Here is a 17004-nt window from a genome sequence, read left to right as displayed (position 1 = left end):
GCAGCAAAGAAGACCGGCAGTCATGCTGACTGCCGGTCGTTGGTCACAACCAATGACTCACTGCGCGCCGAAGCGCCAGTTCAATTCCAGCATGTAGGAACGGCCGTAGCCGGTGTAGTTGAAGATGTTGTAGTAGGGGTAACTGGTGTAGGTGCGATCTCGCGGCGGACGGGTATCGGCCAGGTTGTTGACGGTGGCCGTCAGCGAGATGTCGTCGTTGATCGCATAGTCCAGCGTCGCATTGAACGTGGTCCAGGCGCCAACCTTGCGCGCCCCTTCCACTGCATAGCCATCGGTGCTCTGGCCCGCGGTGAAGTTGGGCGTACGGCCGTAACACTGGCCGAACAAGGTGGTGGTCCACGCATCCTTCTGCCAGGTGATCGAGGCATTGGTGATGCTGCGGAACTCGGAAGAGAAGAACGGCTCGCTCAGCAGGTCGCGCACCGGGTCTTGCGGGAACTGCTGACTTTCGTGCTTGAGCGTCAGGTTGTATTGCGCGTCGAACACAAACAGGCCCCACGACTCGGTGGCCAGGTTGTAGGTCGCCTTGGTCAGCACGCCGGAGATTTCCTCGTTGGAAATATTGACCGGGTTGATGCGGACATTGCTCAGGCGATTGGGTACCGGCGCATCGGCGGCGGTGCGATCGATGCGCGACAGCGCGTCGACGCAGGTTGGCGAGTTGATGTCCAGGGCGCCGAGCCGGCAGGCCGATTCGTTCTGCAGCAACGCATCGGTGCTCAGGTCGCTGACCTTGTCATCGATCTTGATGTTGTAGTAATCGGCATTGACGCTGAAGCGTGCGCTCGGCGACCACACCACGCCGGCGCCCCAGGATTTGGCGGTGATCGACTGCAGATCCGCATTGCCGGACCGACGGCCCTGGATGCTGGTGCCGGAATAGGTGCAGTCGGCGATCGGCACGCCGGGTTCTTCGACCGCGCAGCGGTAGTAGTCGTTGACGCCCTGGAAGAAGCCGCTGTCGCCAGCGAACGAGAACGCCATGTCCGGTGCCTTGAACGCGGTGGCGTAGTTGCCGCGGAACAGCAGCGAATCGATCGGACGGAATTCCAGCGCGGCCTTATAGGTGAACTTGGAATCGCCACCGCCGCCCTGGTTCTTGTAGTCGTCGTAACGGCCCGACAGATTGGCCGTGAGGGTGCTCAGGATCGGCACGCGCATTTCGAACGCCGCCGCCCAGTTCTCACGCTTGCCGCTGCCCTGGGTGCCGGTCAGCTGATAGAAGTCGCCGGCGATCACGCGCTGGTCGGTCGGGTTGGTCCAGTACTGATTACCTGCCTGCAACACGCCGGCGATGCCGACCGCACCGGCCGGCATGTTGAACAACTCGGTGTTGGTCAGTTGCAGGTTCACGTTCTGGGTCCAGGTCCTGGACTTGGTGCGGATTTCGTCGTTGAAGCTGCGGTACTGCGCCGGCGTCAATGCGCGGTAGAAGTTGGCATCGTTGGGCGAATAAATCGGGTAGCCGTAGTACTCGCCCTGCGGAGCGCCAAGGAACTGTTCGCGGAAAAAATCTTCGATACGGTCGGCGAGCGGCCACTGCTGGCGGCTTTCGATGCGATATTCCGAGCGTGCGTAATACGTATCGTAGGTCCAGTTGCTGGCACCCAGGCCGCCTTTCAGGCCGAGCGCGATGTTGTAGGAGTCGGCAGTCTGGCGGTCGTTGTTGAAGTTCTGATTGCCGGTTTCTTCCGGCGCAAAGATGCGTTGATAGCTTTCGAGCTGCTGGCTATCCCCGTTGTAGAAAAAACCACCGGTATCGGACGAGGTCTGCCAGAAGCGGGGTCCACTATTGACCTCGACCTTGGTGCGATTGAGCAGCAGGGTCGAGTACAGCTCGACGTTGTCGTTGAAGGCATAGCTCAGGTTGGCATAGCCGCTGGCGCTGCGCTCCTTGTTGAGGATGCTGGCGTAACCCGGCTCGGTGCGGCTGCTGCAGAAATTGCCGCGGTTGGCGCGGTTGTCGTACTGCACCGAGCCATTGAACAGCGGTCCCAATGCAGCACAATTTTCGGCGCCCGGGTCGATGTAGGTGGTTGGGAGGTTATGCAAGGCGATACGTGAGCCATAACGCAGGGTCGGGTCCGGATTGTCGCTGGTGGAATCGAAATCGCGGCGCTGATAGCCGTAGATCGGATCCTGGTTGTTGAGCTGCAGGCCCCACACGATGTTGGCGCCGCCGATCTCGTTGCCGCCGGTCAGCTGAAAGCGCTGGTTGTTGCCGCCACCGCCGTCATAGGTGCCCATGCGGTAATTCATCTGCACGCCGTCCATGCGCTTTTTCAGGATGATGTTGACCACACCGGCGATTGCGCTGGAGCCGTAGATCGAGGACTGGTTACCGGGCGCCACGTCGATGCGCTCGACCATGCCCACCGGCACGCTGGCCAGATCGACGAAGTTGCTCTGCCCGTTGTACAGCAGCGGGTAGTCGGCCATCGGCCGGCCGTCGATCAGCACCAGGGTGAAGCCGGGATCCAGGCCGAGCAGGCTCAGCGACTTGGCGCCGGCGGTGAATCCTCCGCTGAACTGGCCATCCTGCACCGAGCCGGTCGCCATCGGTTGCGAGCGCAGCACGTCGTAGACGTCCTTGAAGCCGCGGCGCTGGATGTCCTGGGCGGTGATCGAGAACACCGGGGTTGCGGTTTCGACCTGGGAACGGGGGATCAACGACCCTGTCACCGTCACCTTGTCCAGTTGAGTGACTTCACCTCGATCCTGTGCCATGGCAAGCGATGGCATGGTCAGTGCGGTGCAGACCGCCGTAACCAGTAAATGACGCTTCATGAAACGCACCTCTCTCTCCAAAGGTATGAACGGGCGCGCGGCAATCGGGGGTCCGCACGCAATGGGTGTCAACGAAACGTTAACAACGTACCGACTGTACCTAGTTCCGTCCGCTGCCGTATAGGCGTGTTTCTTCAGATTTTTTGTCCCTTCACGCCCAGGCTGGGTATCCTTTGCCGATGCTTAAAGCCGCGTTTGCTCTCTCCCTGCTGTGCACCCTGTTCGTTCCGCTGCAAGCGATTGCCCGGGCGACCATCGACAAGATCGAGATCAAGGGCCTGGACGACGGCGACGATGCCGAGATGATCGAGAACATCGAGGTCTCCCTGTCTCTGTACGAGGCCGTCGGTAAGGAGCAGGGCGAGTCGCGACTGGAGTACCTGCTGGCGCAGGCCGAGCGGCAGACGCGCGAGGCGCTGGAGCCGTTCGGCTACTATTCGCCCACCATCGAACTGGCCGCGCCGCGCAACGGCGACCGGGTGACGGTGGTGATCACTGTGAACCGTGGCGAGCCGGTGCGGGTGCGCACCTCGCATATCTCCATCACCGGCTGGGCCGAGCAGGACCGCTATCTGGGGCAGGACCTCAAGCAGTTCGAGCCGCGCGAAGGCCAGGTCTTCAGTCATCCGCAATACGAAGCCAGCAAGGTGCGCATCACCCGGCGGCTGGCCGAGCGCGGATACTTCGATGCCGATTTCACCCAGCGCCGGGTGGCGGTGACGCGCGCCGAACACGCGGCCGACATCGACCTGAACTGGGACAGCGGCCGCCGCTACGACATGGGCAAGGTGCGCTTCGACTACGACTACTTTCGCGATGGCCTGTTCGACCCGCTGGTGTACTGGGACGAGGGCAGCTACTACCACGAAGGCAAGCTGGATCGGCTGCGCGAGTCGCTGACCAAGCTGGATTACTTCAGCACCATCGACATCCAGCCCAAGCCCGAAGAAGCCGACGCCGATGGCCGCGTGCCGGTGGACGTCAAGCTCACCCGCGCCAAGCGCACCGTGTATACCTCGGGCCTGAGCTACGGCAGCGAGAGCGGGGCCGGTGTGCGCGGCGGGGTGGAGCGGCGCTATGTGAATTCGCGCGGCCACAAGATGGACACGCAGCTGGACTACGCGCAGAACCGCAAGAGCCTGACCACCAGCTACCGGGTACCGGCGTTCCGCTGGCTCGATGGCTGGTATACCGCCTCGGCGCGCCTGTACGACGAGCAGACCGACTACATCGACCTGCGCAACGTCAAACTCACCGGCAGCCGCAGCGGCCAGATCAACGAGCGCTGGAGCGCCATCGCTTCGATCAATGCCTTGCGCGAGCGCTGGCGGTTCAGCAGCGGCAACGACTTCGAAGGCGCGGTGTACGAAACCTCCACGCTGATCTATCCGCAGCTGCAGGCCAACTACGTCAATGTCGACGACCGGCTGTTTCCGCGCAGCGGTGTGTCGGGCCAGGCGCTGATCCGTGGTGGCGCCGAAGGTGCCGGCTCGGACACCAACTTCGGCCAGCTCTATGGCCAGCTGCGCTGGTTCCTCGGTGCCGGAGACAACGGGCGGGTGATCCTGCGCGGCGAAGGCGGCACCACCTGGACCAGCGATCTGGTGGCGATGCCGCCCAGCCTGCGCTTCTTTGCCGGCGGCGCCAACAGCATTCGCGGCTATGCCTTCCGCGAAGTCGGCCCACGCACGCCCAAGCCGGACGAATTTGCGCTGGGTGCCAAGAACGTGGTCACCGCCAGTGCCGAGTACGAGCATTACTTGAAGGGCGGCCCATGGGGCGGGGCAGTATTTGTCGATAGCGGCAGCGCCTTCGACGACCGGCCCGACTGGCATACCGGTATCGGCTTCGGTCTGCGTTGGCGCTCGCCGGTGGGACCGGTGCGCGTGGACATTGCACACGGCTTGAACGATCCCGACTCGCAGTTCCAGCTCTACATCGATATCGGGGCCAACCTGTGAGCACACCCACGCCGCCCTCCGCACCGCGCCGCGCGCGTTTCTATCGTCGTCGCCGGTTCTGGGTGGGCTCGGGGCTGACCGTGCTCGGGCTGGTGCTACTGGCCTTGATCGCGATCTATTGGTTGCTGCAGACCGTGGCCGGGCGCGACGTGTTGCTGGCGCAGGTGGTTGCGCGCCTGCCGGTGGGTGCCAGCTTCACTTACGGCAGCGTCGAAGGCCCGGTCGCCGGCCCGCTGACCTTGCGCAATGTCGATTTCAAATATCAGGACATCCACTTCACTGCCGAGCGCGTGTATCTGGAGCCGGACCTGCGCCCGCTACTGGGGCGCAAGCTGCAGCTGGATGCGGTGCAGGTCAGCAACGCCACCTTGAACCTGGGCAAGAGCGACGAACCGTTCAAGCTCCCCAGCTGGCCCGAATCGCTGCCGCAGATCGAGGTGCCGCTGGCGATCCAGGCCGACAAGATTGCAGTGGACAACCTGCGTATCACCCAGCTGCAGCAGCCGATGATCGTGCTGCACAAGATGCAGGGCGGGCTGGAAGTGGCGACCGGCGAACTGCGCACACGCGGGCTGGTGATCGATACCGACATGGGCGATTTTCGCCTGCATGGCGATTACATCCCCAACGACGATTACCACGCCGATCTCACCGCCACCGCAGTGCTGCCGGCCGCGCGTGGTCGCACGCCGGCCAGCCTGGGCCTGGTCGCGCGCGGTGACCTGGACAAGATGGAAGTGGCCATCGCCGGCCGTGCCCCAGCCCCGCTGCAGGCCAGCCTGGTGTTCACCGGCCGCGACGACCCGACCTGGGCGTTCAAGGCCGTCACCGAGGCACTGGATACCTCGCTGCTGATGCCGGCCAGCAACGGGCAGTACGCCGCTCCGGCCACACCGATCGCACTGAACCTGCAGGCCTCCGGCAAGGGCGGCAATGCCGACCTGCAGGGCAGCGTCAAACAGGGCGAGCTGAGCGCCACCTTGCAGCCGTCGCACATCAGCCTGCAGGAGCAGGTGTTGACGGTCGAACCGTTGGTGATCGACACCTTCGAAGGCCGCACCCAGCTGCGCGGCACCGCCGATTTCCGCGATGCCCAAAATCCGAGCTTCCGCTTTGCGGTCAATGCCAGGGGCCTGCGCTTCACGCCCACGCCCGACCCGGCCACCCCCGATGCGCCGGTGGTGCCGGTGGAATTGATCGACGCGCGCCTGGGCGTGGCCGGCACGCTGAAAGCCTGGGCCGCGATCGGCCGCGCCAGCGTGGAGCGCGACGGCCAGCAGGCCGCGCTGGTGTTCGACAGCCGCGGCAACGATCAGCGTGCGCAGCTCAAGCAGGTGCAGGCCACCACGCCGGGCGGCTCGCTGGATGTCACCGGCGAAGTGGGCTGGGCCCCGGAGCTGCAGTGGGATGTCACCGCGCAGCTGGCCAAGTTCGACCCGGGCTATTTCGCGCCGGGCTGGAACGGCAACCTCTCCGGCAAGATCGCCTCCAAGGGCCGTCAGCTGCCGGCACCGGCCGGTGGCGTATCGCCGGGTTTCGAAGCCACGGCGGATATCCCGACCCTGACCGGCCAGCTGCGTCAGCGCGCGCTGTCGGCCAACGGCAAGTTCGCCTTGCGTGGCGAACAGGGCGAAGGCCAATTGCAGCTGTCGCTGGGCAATAGCCGCATCACCGCCAAGGGCAAGGTCGGCGACCAGCTGGAGATCGCCGCGCAGTTGCAGCCGCTGCAACTGGACGACGTGTTGCCCGGCGCCACCGGCACCGTGCGCGGGCAGCTGCAGGTCAGCGGCCGCCGCGATGCCCCGGACATCACCGCCGACATCGCCGGCAACGGCCTGCGCTGGGACACCTACAGCGCGCAAAACATCAGCCTGCGTGGGCGCCTGCCATGGCGCGGCAGCGATGGGCAACTGGCGTTGCAGGGCACTGCGATCGAAGCCGGCGTGGTGCTGGACAGCGTGCGGGTGCAGGCACGCGGCGCGGTGGAAGCGCTGCGTCTGGATGCCGATATCGCCAACAGCATGGCCAGCGTCGCGCTGCAGGGCGATGTCCGCCGCGCTGGCGAGCGCTGGCAGGGGCAGGTCGCCACGTTGCGGATCGCGCCGGCCAAGGGCGATGCCTGGGCGCTGCGCCAGCCGGCGCAGTTCAGTACCGATGGCGCGGCCTTCACCTTGTCCGACACCTGCCTGGGCGCAGCCACCGGCGGCGCGCTGTGCGCCAGCGCCAACTGGCCACGCGAGGGCATGGTGGTGCATGGCGATGCCTTGCCGCTGTCGCTGGTGCAGCCGTGGTTGCCCAAGCAGGAAGGCCGCCAGATCTATCTGCGTGGCGAGCTGTCGCTGGACGGCAGCTTCAAACCGCGCGGCAATGCATGGGAAGGCAGCCTGCGCATCGCCTCGCCCGAAGGCGGCATCCGCCTGGGCGAAACCCGCTACGCCGCCGTGGCCGGCAACCCCAATCGCGGCGAGTTGTTGCGCTACGACCAGTTCAGCGTGCAGGCCGATTTCACCCAGCAGCAGATCCAGGCCAAGCTCGGTATCGGCTTCCAGGGCGCAGGCTTTGTCGATGCCAAGTTCAACACCGGCTGGGACGCGTACGCGCCGCTCAACGGCGAGCTGTATCTCAACATGTCGCGCCTGTACTGGCTGGAGCTGGTGGTGGCCGATGTGGTGCGGCCCAAGGGCCTGGTCGAAGGCCATGTGAGCCTGCGCGGCACCCGCGACAAGCCGCTGCTCGGCGGCGATGCCACCTTGAGCGATTTCACTGCCGAATACCCGTCGATGGGTTTGACCTTGAGCGAGGGCAAGGGCCGTTTCGACGCGCTGCCCGATGGTTCGGCCAAGATCACCGCCTCGGCCAAATCGGGCGAAGGCACGCTCACCGTCGATGGCGGGTTGTCGTGGTTCGGTACCAGCACGCCGCTGCTGCTGAATATCCGCGGCAATAACGTGCTGGCGTACAACACCAGCGAGTTGCGCATCATCGCCAACCCGGACATGCAGTTCGGCATCACCGACAACACCATGCAACTGCGCGGCAAGGTCACCGTGCCCGAAGCCGATATCGATCTGGAGCGCCTGGATCGCGGCACCTCGGTGTCCGAAGACGTGGTGGTGCTGGACCCGGTCGACCCGGAAGCCGCACCGTCCTCGCTGCTGGATATGGACCTGGCCATCGTGCTTGGCGACAAGGTCAACATGAGCGGCTTCGGCCTGAAGGGCGGCCTGAGCGGGCAGATGCAGATCCGCGCGCGCCCGGGCCGCGAAATGACCGCCAACGGCGGGCTGGATGTGCGTGGCCGCTACAAGGCCTATGGCCAGGATCTGACCATCAGCCGCGGCCAGCTGACCTGGAACAACAACATCGTCTCCGACCCGCGCGTGAGCCTGCGCGCCGAACGCAAGATCGGCGATGTCACCGCCGGTATCGACGTCAGCGGCCGCGCCGAATCGCCACGCGCCGATGTCTGGTCCGAGCCGGCGATGTCGCAGTCCGAAGCGCTGTCGTACCTGGTGCTCGGCCGCGGCCTGTCCACCGCCAGCAGCGACGAAACCCAGCAGGTCAGCGCCGCCTCGGCCGCGCTGTCGGCCGGCAGCAGCCTGATCGCCTCGCAGATCGGCGCCAAGCTTGGCCTAGACGAAGCCGGCGTCAGCCAATCCAGCACGCTGGGTTCGGTGGTGGGCTTCGGCAAATACCTCTCGCCCAAATTGTATGTCGGTTACGGCGTCTCAATGATCGGCGGCGGCTCGGTGCTGACGCTGAAATACCTGCTCAGCCGCGGCTTCGATGTGGAAGCCGAATCCAGCACGGTGGAGACCAAGGGGTCGGTGAACTGGCGGCGGGAGAAGTAGGCGCGTTGCTTCCGTTTCCAGATGCGGGAGCACCAGCTCCCGCATCGGTCACACCACGGAGCAAATCCGGCGACGTGCGGGGCGACCCCGCGCGGCGCCCCGTCGCCATCGCATCCCGTCAGGGCATGGGGTGGGTTCGCCGTCAGTGATCAGCGGGTTGCGATCTTGCGGAACTTCCACTGCGAGATCATGTCCGCGCCCCAGGCGATTGCGGTCGCCAGCAGCGCGACGGCTGGATACGCGATCAGTGCGCCAAGCGCGACGAAGGCGGCCTTGGCGAGGAAGATCGCGGCCCAGATCCATCCCCAGCTCCAGCGAAACGTGAAGGTCTTGCCCTCGCGGCTTGCCCAGCGCAGAAGCGCCATCACTAGCAACGGCAAGGCGATGATGGTTGCTGCGCTCTGCTGCCCGGCAACGATCAATGCGCCGGCCAGCATGCCGATGGCCGGAATGAACAGGCGTTGCAACCAAGGATGCTTCACGCGCGGATCGGCCTCGGGCCGACATTGCCAACGCCCTAGCGACGTCAGGCAATACCAGGCGGACCAGCCGACGATACTGATGGCCGCGCCGTATAGGCCAACCTTCAGGACCGGCGACATGCCCGGCGCGGGATTATGGTCGAGCATGGCCAGCAACAGGCACAGCAGGAAAAAGACGCTGCCCACGATCGCGCTGCGCGCCAGTCCCAGCACTGCGACCACCGGATTGAACAGGTGCCGCTCGCTGGCCATGTACCAGCGCAGTGCACTTTCCCGGTCCAGCGGCGCTGGCGGCTTGCTGCCGTCCGGGAGATAGCCGATCAGATCCAGCAGGCGGCGAATACGGTCGGCGCGACCTGGCCACAGCATTGCGGCAAGCGCGGCGCCCTCCGATTCTGCCGGCGCCAACCATCCCAGCAGCTTGCGCACCTGCGGCAGCGAGGCCGATGCATCACCACGGTGCTGCAGCTCCCGGGCCAACCGGCCGTGCCCGGCCGGTAGCAGCAGCCACCGGCGATGCATCCGTGTACGCGCCTGTTCGACCAGATAGGGGTCGGGCGCATCCAGCGCATGCTCCCAGTCAAAGAAGTCCGCCAGCACGTCATAGTTGTCTGCAATCAGAACGTGGTCATCGGCCAGCAGGGAGCGCTGCAAGGTACGACCGATCTGCGGCTTGAACTCCAGCGACCATAGTTCCGGTTGTGCGGTCAGCCATTGCCGCAGTTCCTGCGGGTCCACTGTGGCAGCCTGCCGCAGGATGCGTCGCTGCACCTTTTCCACATCGACGTCGGGCAACGGCGGTTGCGGCGGCACGACCCAGTCGACAGAAATCGCAGGGGCCGGGCGTGGTGCTGCATCCGGCTGCGCCGACTCGGGCCATTGTGCGGTAGCGTATTGGGCGTCCGGTATTGGAGACAGGGCGATCTGTCGCGGCGCGGCAGACCGGTCGTTGTGCACCACGGTCTCAGACGTGTCCTCTTCATGCTGGTCATTGGACTGGTCGACCATCGCCCTCCCTGCGCGGTAACGCGACCAGGCGAGCGCGGCTTGGTAGGTTTCATGCAGTTGCTGGAAACCGACAGGATCGTCGTCCGGGCGGGTGACTTTCAGGCGTGTTGCGTACGCGCGCTTGATCGCACGCGCATCTGCATCCACCTCCAGGCCAAGCGCTTCCAGCGCCCACTTCATGCACGCGCCTCCAGCTCGTCCAGCGCCTGCGCAAGTTCGTCGCGGTGGCGTTCGATGCGTGGCAGATCCTGGCTCTCGAGCACCTCACGGAACTGCGCCATCCACTGCTGCACCATGTGCCGTGCGTCGATGTATTCCTCGTAGACGCGCTCGGTACGCGCCATCAGGGCAATATTCTGCTGCTGGTCGCGCGGATGCACCTTGATGGCTGCCAACGCCTGCAGCCGCCGCGCGATCTCCTCACGATCGAGCAGCCCTGGATTCTGTTCCAGTACCAGCTCGTGACGCTTGCCGGTGGCATCCTCGATCACCTCGACTTGCAGCAGCCCATCGACATCGTAGGTGAAGCGGGTCAGCACCCCTTGCTCGTTGCGTGACCGCTTGAGATCCAGCGCAACGCGCAGTTCTCCCAGCTTGATGTTCTTTTCCACCATGGGATTTTCGCCCTGGTAGACATCGATGATGACGTGGCTCTGCTGCTCGTTCATTGGATAGAAGCGATCCTCGCGGCTCACCGGTACCACGCTGTTGCGCGGGATGATGGGATGGAAATAGCCGGAACGCACCTTGCCGTCGTTGCCTTGACGCGCCACCTGCGTACCCAGGGTGTACGGGCATACATCGGTGAGCACCACTTCGCGCAGGCTCTCGTCGCGGCTTTTCAGGCCGGCAGCGACGACCGCGCCCAGCGCGATGGCGTGATCCGGGTTGACATGACGCAGCGGTAGCCGGCCAAGCATGCGGGTGGCCAGGCGGCTGATCATCGGCATGCGCACTGCACCGCCAACCAGCACGATGTCGTCCAGCTCCGAAGGTTTGAGCTTTGCATCGCGCAAGGCGCGCTCGATCGGCGCACGCATACGCTGCAGCAACGGCTCGGCCAGCTGCGCAAAGCGTGCTTCGTCAACTTCCCAGGTATAGCTGTGTCCCGCCATGCTCACGTTGAGCGTGCCTTGTGCCTGCGTACTCAGCTCGCGCTTGAGCTGTTCCAGCCGGCGGCGCAGCTGCGCACTGTCGCCGGGTGCGAGCTTGGCCGCATCGAGACGATGCTCGGCACAAAAGCCTTCCACGAGCACCTCGAGAAAATCCTCGCCGCCGAGAAAGTTGTCGCCGGCACTGGCGTGCACTTCGACCACGCCATCGAACATTTCCAGCAGCGACACATCGAACGTGCCGCCGCCCAGGTCCAGTACCAGCACGCGACCTTCGCCGCCACGTTCCTGCAGCCCGTAGGCGAGCGCGGCGGCGGTGGGCTCGTTGATCAGTCGTTCCACGCGAATACCCGCCAGCTCCCCGGCCACGCGCGTGGCTTTGCGCTGCGCATCGGAAAAGTAAGCCGGTACGCTGATCACCGCTTCTTCGATCCTGCTGCCTAGCGCCGCTTCGGCATCGGCAATCAACGAGCGCAGGATCAGTGCAGATAACTCTTCGGGGCGGAAGCTGCGCTGGCCCAGCTTGGTCTCGCGCGGACTGCCCATCCAGCGTTTGAACGCAGCCACGCTCAGATGTGGATGTGTCACCAGGCGCTCGCGCGCCGGCTGGCCGACGAGCAGGCTGCCGTCGTCGCCGATGCTGATCACCGACGGTGTCAGCAGGCTGCCATGCGGATTGGAAAACAACCTCCCACCCTCGGCATCGTGCACGCCGATCAGCGAGTGCGTAGTGCCCAGGTCGATACCTACGATCATGACGGAATCCTTTAGCGTCTATGAAATTTCAATTGAGGATGGACAGGTCGTCGTGCTGCACGTCTTGCACAAGCGACACCAGCCAAAGCAGTAGAGCGACGGCCAACCCGGGCCACAGGCTCGCACCCATCGCCGCCGAAGCGAGCCCGATACCCCCCGAAATGACGAGCGATTGTGGCGCCTTGACTGCCGGTGGCGGAACCATGCGACCCATGACGCGGTACATCGCCATACAGACCAAGGCAGCGCCCATGGCCGCACCCACCACGCCATCACCCCATCCACCTGCTGTGCCGGCAATGCCTGCGGTCATGGCCGCAGGCAACAACCAGCGGTGCGCGATGCGCTTGTGCGCGTCGGACATGAGTCTACGCGCCTGCCACTGCGCACCCAGGTGGACGAGTACCAGCGCACTCCAGCCCACCAAACCCCATCCAATGCTACGGAACGCCCAGGTTGCATTCTCAGTCTCGGGATGAACGGTCGAAAGGATCGCCAATAAGCCGGAGCCGATGGCAAGCAGGGCGGCAACGCAAAGTCCTCGCGCCAGGCCCAAGCCCAACTGACGGCCGTGGGGGCGCTGCGGGTTACCGATCTGTATCCAGAAACGCAGATTCTGCGCATGCACCGATTCGGGCAACTGGTGTGGAAACCACCGCTGCACGATGCTGCAGAAGCGGTACATCCATGCAGGCCGTGCCGGTAGTAGCGCGGTCGTCAGGGAGCGCCATGGCGAGGGTGGCCGTGCCAGACGGGAGCGCAGTGCAGCTGCCCACTGTGGCGTCATCCCGTCCCATCCAGCCACTGTCAACTCGTAGGCCAGCACTTCGGCATCGCCATCGAGTGCCAGCGCCGACTCACGTCGCAAAGCCAGTTCCTGCTTGCGCGCTGTGCTGCGTGCCGCCTGCAGCCAGGCGAGGTCGTCATCGTCTACCAGCGCATGATGCCAGCCAAAGGCCTTCATCAGCGTATCGATGGTTGCCAGACCCAGGGTTGGACGTTGTATTCCGAGCGCCCGCGAGACGTGCTGGCTGATCATGAAGTTCTGATAGGGGGACCACGCATCAAGACGGTGCCGCATCCAGTGTTCGAAAGACTCCGGCGGCTGCCCCAGGGCCACGTCCATCACCCGCGCAGCCCATAGCAGATGAGAGCCATCGGCCTCGGCATCGTCGCCAAAGCTTGCGATCAGCAGATCAAAAGTCGCATCGGTGACCGGTAAGCGTTGGTCTTCCACAAGGCCAGCGAGGGCCTGACCAATTTGCGGACGCAGCTCCAGCGACCACCATTCCGGCAGGGCGTTCAACCATGCGGAAAAGCTCTCGTCGGGCATGTCTTGCGCTGCCGCCAGGATATGTGCAGCGCATTCCTGCACGTGCGCGCCATCTTGCCAGCGCTCGATTTCTGCCTCAAGCGCAGGGTCTTCAATATATGCAGCCAGCGAGCGCCGCGGTTGCGTCCTGGAACGCTGGTTTTCCGACAATGCTTCGGCTGTCGATGTGACGATCTGCGCCGGCGTGTTGTCAGCGTCGTCGTCGCTAGATTGTTCGGTACGTGCTGCGTAAGCCAATGCGGCCTGATAGGTTTCGTGCAGTTGCTGGAATGCCACCGGATCATCATCCGGGCGAGCGGTTTTAAGGCGTACGGCGTACGCGCGCTTGATCGCGCGCGCATCGGCATCAGCTGGGAGACCCAGCGCTTCCATTGCCCAGCTCATCGTTGCAACCCTGCAATCCCGATGGGGTGATCGCGTTCCATCCTGACCTGCTCCCGGCTCCAATCACGCGTTATCGACCGGTGGCGGAGGAACTTTACGCCGCTGTCCTACAGGGCGGATGGGGCTGTGAATGAATCGGTGCATGCAGCCATTACGTACTCTTTATGTCAGCACATCGGAACGTGCCTAGCCTCTTTACGCCGCGCAGATCTACCTTGGCACTCCCGCACAGTGGTGCGTTGAGCCAAACACGATGTGTATCCTGATTTTGCAAGGCCCGCAGGCCGATCCGGCGCACTGGGCGCCGATGCATGCCGAATACGCCGGCCGTGTGTTGCGCACGCTGGCCTGTGCCGACGTGGACAGCTTGATTGCCGGGCTGCAGGCAGCCGGTGGCGATGCCGATGTGGAACTGGTGCTGCTGGACTCGGGCGATCTGCCCTTGTCCGAGCGCAGCTGTGCCAGGGCCTTGCGTGCGGCGGTGGATGCATTGCCCACCCCATACATCGAGCTGCACACCGATGCTGGGCAGGAGTTGGAGCCGTGGCTGCATCCGCAGCATGCGCCGTTGGCGGTGGTGATTGCCCCGCACGATGCGTCGCGCGCGTATGCGATGTCGCTGGGCATTGCCGCGCGTTGTCTGCCGTCGTTGCACGCGCCGTTGCGCGTTGCTGCCTGAGGACGCCGGCATGTCGATCATGATCGTACGTGGGCCGGAAGCATCCTCGCCACTGGTGCGTGGGCCGCAGCCTTTGCCGCGGGCCGTGATCCGGCAGCTGGTGCAGTGCGCCGGGGATGCGGGCAAGACGGTTGCGTTGCGGGCCTGCGGGTCGGAGCAGGAACTGCTGGATGCCTTGCGCGTGGCCGGGCAGGCGCGGATGGAAATTGCGTTGATCGATCCGGGCAGCTGCGTGGACAGCGTACGCCTGCACCGGGTACTGGCGTCGTTACGCTATCCCTACGTGGAAACGCATGACGACAGCACCGACCGGCCGGAGCGCTGCCTGCCGGCAGGTCTTGGCGAATGCATTGCGACGGTGCGCGGCTACTGCGCGCAGAGCTATCTGCTGGGGCTGGAAATCGCGTTGGAACATCTGGGCTGCACGGAGATCCAGGGCGATGTCCACGTCGGTACCTGAGCGGCGCCAGCTGCATTACTTCGCCGACTACGAAGGCTATTGCGATGGTCGGCCGGTGCTGTGGGGACAACTTGCCCACAGCGTGGAGGTGCCTGCCGATGGCAAGCTGGATGCCGCCGGACTGGTGTGCGCCTTGCGCCGTCGCGCGGCCGAGGCGCATGGGCTGGAAGCGGGGCAGATCCGGTTGTGTCAGGTCACGCGCCTGTAGCGATCATGCCGCTGCCGCAACGTTCCGGCATGTGCGTCGGTGTCGCGGCCAGCACCGACACACGTTGCGACCGTATACAACGACGCCACCCGAAGGTGGCGCCGTCGTTTTGCCATCACTGTGCGTCACTCGACGCAGAGCAGGTGCTAGCCGCTTATTTGGCCGCGCTGCTGTCCGGTACGAACTTGATCAGCTGATTGCTGGTCGCGGCGGTACCGAAGTTGAAGCGGCCGTAGCCGGCGCCCCAGTACAACGCACCATTGACCACGGCCGGCGAGCTGATGACCGAGCCGGTGGCGTCGTAGTTCCACAGCGTGGCGCCGGTATCGGTATCGAGGGCAACCATGTTGCCTGCCATCGAACCGGCATACAGCAGGTTCGGCGACACAGTCAGCGAGCCCTGGCCGCCGGCCGGCACGGTCGGATTCACGCGGTTGATGCCGGGCACCTTGACCTGCCATTTGATCTTGCCGGTCGCGGCATCCAGCGCTGCCCACGAGCCGCTGTTGTGGCTGACGGTGTTGTCCGGCCCCAGGGTGTAGGTGGCGTTGGAGCTGTTGTTGATGGCCACATAGACCTGCGACTTGTACGGGTCGAACGCGGTGCCCCATTCGACGCCGCCGGTGGTGCCGCCGGGGCCGACCTGGGTCGACCACACCTTGGCACCGGTCCTGGCGTCGAAGGCCCAATAGATGCCGCTCTTTTGCCCTGCGCCGACCAACTGCTGGGGCTTGCCGTCACGCCACACGGTGAACAGCTGGACGCCGGCACCACCGAAGTCGTAATCGGGGCCGGTCAGGTTGGTTGCCTGCGTGTTGGGGCACAGGCCGTTGGTGGGTGCGACGATGCACGACAGGTTCCATGCGTCGTAACCCTGTGCGCGATTGGCCCAGGCCAGCTTGCCGGTATCCAGATTCAACGCCACCACCGAGTCGACGTAGTTATCCGGCGCCATGCAGTTCAGTTCGTCCTGCACGGTCAGCTCGCTACCGCGGTAGGAGCGCGCATTGGAGACGCAGTTGCCCACGCTCTGCGGAATGTTGTAGTTGTTGCCGGTGCCGAAATACAGGCGGCGGCTGATCGGATCGATCGCCACCTGGCCCCACACCGAGGCGCCGGTGTAGCCTTCGGGCACGTTGTAGAACTGCCACAGCTTCTTGCCGGTGTTCAGATCCAGCGCCACGACGCTGCCGCGGAAACTGAAGGTATGGGTCGAGTCGAGGTTGCCCCAGTCGCCGGAGGATACGGGCACGTAGATGCGGTTGCCGTAGATCACCGGCGAGGAGGTGATGCGCGCCTGCGGGTTGGCTTCGGCGGTGGTCTTCCACAACAGCTTGCCGGTCTTCTTGTCGATCGCCAGCACGGTGCCTGCAGCCTGGTCGCCGACGATGATGCTCTTGGCGCTGATGGCCGGGGTGTTGCGCGTCACCGAGGCGGCGTTGCCGGTGTAGTCGGACAACTTGGCCTGCCAGTTCGGCTTGCCGGTCTGGGTGTCGACGCTGTACAGGGTGCCGCCCCAGTCGGGCACATACAGGGTGCCGCCTTCCACGCTAGGCGTGGCCGAGATGTCGCCGGTGGTGGTCAGGGTCCAGGCCGGCTTGAGGCCTTTGACGGTGGTGCGATTGATCTTCCACTCGCCCGGTGCGAAGCGCGCGTTGAAGTAACCGCCACCGGCGGAGGGCCAGTTGGTGGGGCTGGCGAACGGGAGGTTGCTGCCGAAGGCGCTCCACACCTGGCCGGAGCGCGCGAACGCCTGGGCATCCAGGGACGACACCGACTGCTGCGCGGTGGCGGGGCCGGGCTGGGCGAAAGCCACTGCGCTGGCAAGCAGGCAGGGAATGAGCGTCAAACTGCGTAACCGCAAGCGGCGATTGAAGTTGGTCATCACGGCATGTCCATTGATGGAAGGAAGCGCTGGATCCCCCCGGATCTGCGTGGTGAAGATCGCCGATTGCCGTGTCC

Annotated in this window: 10 protein-coding genes; 5 read left to right on the top strand and 5 right to left on the bottom strand. The window is 64.7% G+C overall.

What is annotated here, in order from left to right; all coding sequences use genetic code 11:
- Window positions 1–57: 57 nt before the first annotated feature.
- Window positions 58–2748, bottom strand: coding sequence for a TonB-dependent receptor (locus FHY18_RS18195; RefSeq protein WP_259158456.1), 2691 nt, complete (start codon window positions 2746–2748; stop codon window positions 58–60).
- Between the two features lie 239 nt (window positions 2749–2987).
- On the opposite strand from FHY18_RS18195, the gene FHY18_RS18190 reads away from it, so the two are divergent.
- Together FHY18_RS18190 and FHY18_RS18185 are read left to right on the top strand one after the other, a co-directional pair.
- Entirely contained in the window at window positions 2988–4769 is a 1782-nt protein-coding gene (locus FHY18_RS18190; protein WP_259158448.1) for an autotransporter assembly complex family protein, read from the top strand.
- A complete protein-coding gene (locus FHY18_RS18185; protein WP_259157890.1) occupies window positions 4766–8620 on the top strand; it encodes a translocation/assembly module TamB domain-containing protein in 3855 nt (1284 codons plus the stop codon). Before FHY18_RS18190 ends, FHY18_RS18185 begins: the two co-directional genes overlap by 4 nt.
- Window positions 8621–8769: 149 nt before the next feature.
- On the opposite strand, the gene FHY18_RS18180 is transcribed toward FHY18_RS18185, so the two are convergent.
- From FHY18_RS18180 to FHY18_RS18170, 3 genes are read right to left on the bottom strand one after another with little or no spacing between them, the layout of a single operon-like run.
- A complete protein-coding gene (locus tag FHY18_RS18180) occupies window positions 8770–10290 on the bottom strand; it encodes a hypothetical protein (protein WP_259157888.1) in 1521 nt (506 codons plus the stop codon).
- Window positions 10287–11978 (bottom strand): molecular chaperone HscC, encoded by a 1692-nt coding sequence (locus FHY18_RS18175; RefSeq protein ID WP_259157886.1) that lies wholly within the window; start codon window positions 11976–11978, stop codon window positions 10287–10289. The genes FHY18_RS18180 and FHY18_RS18175 overlap by 4 nt, the downstream gene beginning before the upstream one ends.
- A 28-nt stretch (window positions 11979–12006) precedes the next feature.
- A complete protein-coding gene (locus tag FHY18_RS18170) occupies window positions 12007–13683 on the bottom strand; it encodes a J domain-containing protein (protein WP_259157884.1) in 1677 nt (558 codons plus the stop codon).
- Window positions 13684–13948: 265 nt separating this feature from the next.
- Between FHY18_RS18170 and FHY18_RS18165 the strand changes: the two genes are divergently transcribed.
- The 3 genes from FHY18_RS18165 to FHY18_RS18155 are packed head-to-tail and all read left to right on the top strand — an operon-like array spanning window position 13949 to window position 15042.
- Window positions 13949–14374 carry a hypothetical protein gene (locus tag FHY18_RS18165; protein WP_259157881.1) on the top strand — a complete coding sequence of 142 codons (426 nt, stop codon included), beginning with the start codon at window positions 13949–13951 and terminating at the stop codon, window positions 14372–14374.
- 10 nt (window positions 14375–14384) lie between these two features.
- On the top strand, window positions 14385–14834 hold the full coding sequence (locus FHY18_RS18160; RefSeq protein ID WP_259157880.1) for a 3-dehydroquinate dehydratase: 450 nt from the start codon (window positions 14385–14387) through the stop codon (window positions 14832–14834).
- A complete protein-coding gene (locus tag FHY18_RS18155) occupies window positions 14815–15042 on the top strand; it encodes a hypothetical protein (RefSeq protein WP_259157877.1) in 228 nt (75 codons plus the stop codon). Before FHY18_RS18160 ends, FHY18_RS18155 begins: the two co-directional genes overlap by 20 nt.
- Window positions 15043–15196: 154 nt before the next feature.
- On the opposite strand, the gene FHY18_RS18150 is transcribed toward FHY18_RS18155, so the two are convergent.
- Window positions 15197–16927, bottom strand: a complete 1731-nt coding sequence (locus FHY18_RS18150) for a PQQ-binding-like beta-propeller repeat protein (RefSeq protein WP_259157875.1) — start codon at window positions 16925–16927, stop codon at window positions 15197–15199.
- Between the last annotated feature and the right edge of the window lie 77 nt (window positions 16928–17004).

The sequence above is a fragment of the Xanthomonas sp. 3793 genome (assembly GCF_024806835.1).
In the GTDB taxonomy this organism is placed as follows: domain Bacteria; phylum Pseudomonadota; class Gammaproteobacteria; order Xanthomonadales; family Xanthomonadaceae; genus Xanthomonas; species Xanthomonas arboricola_F.
The sequence above is the reverse complement of the archived record's forward strand: the minus strand, read 5'-3'. Positions and strand labels throughout refer to the sequence as shown.